Below are 5275 nucleotides of genomic sequence, written 5' to 3' on the forward strand. Positions count from 1 at the left end.
ATTTTAAAATCTTTAATTGTATATATTAGGAACTTAAAAATTTTATTTGTTAAAAAATTCAAAGGAGGAATAAAAATATGATTCCAACAAGAAAATTAAAAACAGGTGATGAAATTCCAGTTATTGCTTATGGTACCTGGGATATTGCAGAAGAAAATGTGGGAGAAAATGTTGAGATTGCATTAAAAGCAGGCTACAACCATATTGATACTGCTGAAGGATATCATAATGAGGCTGGAATTGGAGAAGTTTTAAAGAACTATGATCGGGAAGAGCTATTCATAACTTCGAAAGTATTGCCTTCTAACTTGAATTATGAAAGCGTTATCAAGGCCTGTAAGCGTTCTTTAAAGAAGTTAGGTACAGATTACCTTGACTTATATCTAATCCACTGGCCAAATCCTGCTATTTCTTTAAGAGAGACACTGCAGGCTATGAAATATCTTAGTGATCAGGGTCTGGTTAAAAATATTGGAGTCAGTAACTTTTCGGCCTATCAATTAAATATTGCTTTAAAGATTACTCCAGTACCAATTACAGTAAATCAAATTGAATTACACCCCTGGTTATATCAAAAAGAGCAAAAAGATCTGCTTGAAATCTGTCAGCAGAACGATATAGTTGTAGAAGCATCAGCTCCCCTGGCCAGAACAGAAGTCTTGAAAGATGAAACCATTTTAGAACTGGCTGAGAAATATGATAAATCTCCAGCCCAAATTGTTTTAAAATGGGAACTTCAAAAAGATATTGTACCACTGCCAAAGTCAAAAAGTGAAGGTCATATCAAAGAGAATTTAGATTTATTCAATTGGGAACTTGCTGCAGAAGATATAGGGAAAATTGATAACATTGATCAGCACAAGAGAATATATATGATAACTCTTGATGATGACACTTATGGAATTAGTTCTTAAACTAAATATTAATTTAGGTATCCTCTAAAATTTGAGGATGCCTATTTTTTTGTGTTAAAAAGCAATAAAAAAACCCCACCTGAAAACAGGTAGGGCATTATGCATTATAATCAATTTTACTCAGCTTCTGGTCCGTACTCTTCAAAGACAAGCAGCATATTTTTCATTTCAAAGAAGAATGTGTGGCTGGAAATAGTTGAGCCAGCAACAATATCTACTTCAGGTTCGAAAGAAGTTTTAAGACTCATACCATAATATCTGCTTAAAAACTCTTCCTGCTTCATTTCTGGGTGATGATCATTGGCATCAAGTGGTTTCCACTTTTTCACAACTGCCATACTTTCTTCAGTTTTGGAATTATTGGCCATTCCTAAAACAGCAATAAAATCTTCTGGATGAGAGTAAATAATTGTATTTACCCAACTACCATAGCCTACAAGATTGCCATCTTTATAAAGTGGAACAAAAGGATATTTTACTTGGTTTCTTTCAGGATAGAATACATCTCCTGCTTCATCTGCATCTACTAAGTCCATTAGTGCAGAAATGTAATCTTCTTGAGTCCTATCGGTTTTAATTTCCTGTTTGTCTCCTCCACCAACAACATCAAGAGTATGAGGTGTAGCAAAAACCATAGATGAAAATGAAAGCATAAATACTAAAACTAAGGATAATACTAAAACTTTTTTCATTTCTTATTCCCCCTTGGTATTTTTAGTGATAAATATCACTTTAATTGAAAAACCATGTTATATTTATCACACTCTGTTAATAATTATAGCAGGTGGGAATTAAATTGTCAATATTTTGAGCGTTAAATTCTCAAAAAAATCAGAAAAAAAGAAGGATTCCGATAACTTGTATTGAATAATATTAAATAGACAGACATCAGTCGTCTGACAAACAAAAATTTAAAGGAGGAATTTAGATTTATGTTTAAAAAATCAAGAAAATTAATGTTGGCTATGACCTTGTTTTTAGTTTTAGCTTTGGCTTTTACTGGAGCTGCTCAGGCTGAAGTTAAAAATGTGATTCTCTTAATTGGTGATGGTATGGGTATGGGGCAGATTGATATGGCCAGATATCTTTCGGGTGGTAAGGATCATGAGCTAGAATTAATGAAATTGCCTGAAACTGGTATTATGATGACCAGCTCTACTGAAGGAGTTACAGATTCTGCAGCAGCAGGTACTGCAATGGCAACCGGGCGTAAGGTCTATAATGGTGCAATCGCAATGAATAAAAATGGAGCAGAACTGGATTCTGTATTAGACTTTGCTCAGGTTAGAAATAAAGCTACAGGAGTTATCAGTACAAATATGGTAACTGATGCAACACCAGCTGTTTTTATCGCCTCAGTTAAAGATAGAGGTATGGGCGGTGCAATTGCTAAACAGGCTATTGCAAATGGTGTAGATGTAATGCTCGGTGGTGGACGCGAAGACTTTATGGAAGAAGAAGCAGGAGAAGACTTAATTGCTAAAGCAAAAAAAGAGGGCTATCAGTATGTTTCTGATAAAACTCAGTTAGAAAAAGTTATTGCAATGAATGGAAAATTGCTTGGACTCTTTAACGAATCTTATATGAACTATATTAATGATCGTGATGATGTTGGTTCAAAAGAGCCTTCCTTTGAAGCAATGACTAAGAAAGCAATTGAAGTACTATCTGAAGATGAAGATGGATTTTTCTTAATGGCAGAAGGTGCTCGTATTGATCACGCAGCACACGCAGCAGATGTACCTGGTGTTGTAGCCGAAACACTTGATTTTGATGCAGGTGTGAAAGCAGCAGTTGACTTTGCTAAAGAAAATGGAGATACTTTAGTAATAGTTACTGCAGATCATGAAACTCTAGGTTTCTCTGTAACTGAACCTATTAATAGAGAGGCGTTAATGAATATTGATGTTTCTCCAGAATATATGGCTTCTCAGATGACCAGAAAAGAAAATGGTAAGGGTTATACTGCAGCAAGTGTTAAATCAGTTTTTGAAGAATATGCTAATATTTCTCTAACTGATGCAGAAGTTGCTAGATTCAATGAACTAATTCTTGATGATGAAGGTAATATCAAGTATTCATATCTTGTAGGATATGAAATTGGTTCAATAATAGCTAATAAGTATCAGGCAGGAGTTGTTAACACTTATATTAGAGCTAATTCTTCTACCGGTGGACACACTCTTAATTCAGTTCCGGTCTTTGCTTATGGTGAAGGCTCAGAAGCATTTAATGGTATGATGCAAAATACTGAATTTGCTAAGCTTTTATTTGAATCAATGCGCCCATAAGCAAAAAATAAACTGTAATAATTGAATAGATTTAATAAATGGTGGTAGGTTATAAAAAACTTACCACCATTTTTTTATTACGACTATTAATTTAACTGCTTAAAACAATTAATTTTTAATTTTATCTTCACTAATATAAGTCGTTCTGTTATAATTAAAATAATTCAAAGTCTGAAAAATATTAAGTTTAAATAATTTAATTAAGGGGTAAAAGAATGGAAAAATATTTTGTTGATTTCGAATACTCAAATCAAAAAGCATGGGATTCTGAGATGGAAAACAAGACTGAAATAATTAGTGAAGGTGATAATACAGCTTCTGTGAAACAAATGGGCAGCGGAAATAGTGCTTTAATTATACAGAATGGTAATTTAAATAATGCTTTAATAAATCAAACAGGAAAAACTAATTCTGTAGTGATTAAGCAGTTTTCTGATGGTGATACTGCTGTGATTAAACAAAGAGGCAGTAATAATAAGGCAGTTATTATTCAAAAATAAATTTAGCATCGGATAGGCCTTAGTTGGCCTATTTTTTATCTAATATATTTGATTTTACTATAATGGAGCCTTTTAAAATTTATGTTGACAGCTAAATTTAAAAGTGTTATATTATAATTAACAAATGATATAGTGTTTAACAAATGTAAAATATAATATTTTTCTAGGGCCTTGGGCCGGGAGATTAGTTTCAATCTCTCGGCCTGTTTTTTTTAGAATTAAAAAAATATCAAGCAGGAGGAATTTAAAATGAGTAATGTTTATCAAGATCTTCGTAATCTAGAAGCCGAGGGTGAATTTGTTAGCATTGGTCTAGTAGGTGCAGGTCAGATGGGGACAGATATCGTAAGTCAGGTTGCTCAGATGGAAGGGGTTAGAGTTCCTGTAGTAGCAGACATTGATTTAGAAAGAGCTGAAAAAGCCTATGAACTAAGTGGAACAAGTGTAGATGATGTAGTTAACTCGGATGATGTAGAAGAAATAGATAAATATATAAAAGATGGTAAAAGTGTAGTAACAAAAGATGGTTTCTTACTTCCTAAACTGGATAATGTAGATGTAATTATTGATGCAACAGGAGTACCAAAAGTAGGAGCTAGATTAGGTCTATCTACAATTAACCATCAAAAACATATAGTAATGATGAATGTAGAAGCAGATGTAGTAGTAGGACCAATTTTAAAGCAGATGGCTGATAATGCTGGAGTAGTTTATACTGGAGCAGCAGGAGATGAGCCAGGAGCCATAATGGAGATCTATAACTTTGCTAAAAGTATGGGTTATAAAGTTGTTGCAGCAGGAAAAGGAAAAAATAATCCTCTAGATAGGGAAGCAAATCCAGAAAAAGTAGCAGAGCGAGCAGAAAGAAAAGGTACAGCGGCACATATGATGGCCTGCTTTATGGATGGAACAAAAAGTATGTTAGAGATGGCAGCAGTCTCAAATGCAACAGGTTTAGTACCTGATGTACCAGGAATGCATGGACCAACAACAACAGTTGATGAATTAGCAGATGTATATTCTCTCAAAGAACAGGGAGGAATCTTAAACCAGGAAGGAATAGTAGATTTTGCTCTAGGAGATGTAGCACCAGGAGTATTTGTAGTAGTAACTACAGATAATGACAGAGTTAAATTTAGTATGAATTATTCAAAGATGGGGGATGGACCGAATTATTTATTATACAGACCATACCATCTAGCTAGTTTAGAAACACCATTATCAGCAGTGAGAGCAGTTTTATATCATGAAGCAACAATAGCACCAAAGGGAGATTTAGTAACAGAAGTAACAACAATAGCGAAAAAAGATTTAAAGCCAGGAGATGAAATAGATAATATTGGTGGATTTGCAGTTTACGGATCAGTAGACAAGATAGAGGTAGCCAGAGAAAAGAATTTATTACCACTTGGAATAGCAGAAGGAGCAAAGCTGAAGCAGGAAGTTAAAAAAGGAGAAAGATTAACTTTAGATATGGTAGAGTTAGATAAAGACTCGGTAATTTATGAGTTATGGCAGCTGCAGAAAAGAGTTTTTCAGGATAAGTAAAATGAAATAACTTATAAGGAGA

Annotated in this window: 5 protein-coding genes; 4 read left to right on the forward strand and 1 reads right to left on the reverse strand. The window is 33.9% G+C overall.

Going from position 1 to position 5275, the window contains the following annotated elements; translation table 11 throughout:
• Positions 1–77: 77 nt before the first annotated feature.
• Positions 78–914 carry an aldo/keto reductase gene (locus tag CI949_RS16455; protein ID WP_290768282.1) on the forward strand — a complete coding sequence of 279 codons (837 nt, stop codon included), beginning with the start codon at positions 78–80 and terminating at the stop codon, positions 912–914.
• Positions 915–1030: 116 nt separating this feature from the next.
• Here CI949_RS16455 and CI949_RS16460 read toward each other — a convergent pair whose 3' ends face one another.
• On the reverse strand, positions 1031–1606 hold the full coding sequence (locus CI949_RS16460) for a hypothetical protein (RefSeq protein ID WP_290768285.1): 576 nt from the start codon (positions 1604–1606) through the stop codon (positions 1031–1033).
• Positions 1607–1846: 240 nt separating this feature from the next.
• On the opposite strand from CI949_RS16460, the gene CI949_RS16465 reads away from it, so the two are divergent.
• The 3 genes from CI949_RS16465 to CI949_RS16475 all read left to right on the forward strand — a co-directional run bounded on the left by CI949_RS16465 (position 1847) and on the right by CI949_RS16475 (position 5253).
• Positions 1847–3205 carry an alkaline phosphatase gene (locus CI949_RS16465; RefSeq protein ID WP_290768288.1) on the forward strand — a complete coding sequence of 453 codons (1359 nt, stop codon included), beginning with the start codon at positions 1847–1849 and terminating at the stop codon, positions 3203–3205.
• A gap of 215 nt (positions 3206–3420) precedes the next feature.
• Positions 3421–3705: a hypothetical protein gene (locus CI949_RS16470; RefSeq protein WP_290768291.1), complete on the forward strand. Its 285-nt coding sequence runs from the start codon at positions 3421–3423 to the stop codon at positions 3703–3705.
• Positions 3706–3954: 249 nt separating this feature from the next.
• Positions 3955–5253: an NAD(P)H-dependent oxidoreductase gene (locus CI949_RS16475; RefSeq protein ID WP_290768294.1), complete on the forward strand. Its 1299-nt coding sequence runs from the start codon at positions 3955–3957 to the stop codon at positions 5251–5253.
• The last annotated feature ends 22 nt before the right edge of the window (positions 5254–5275 follow it).

It is taken from the genome of Halanaerobium sp., assembly GCF_003070835.1.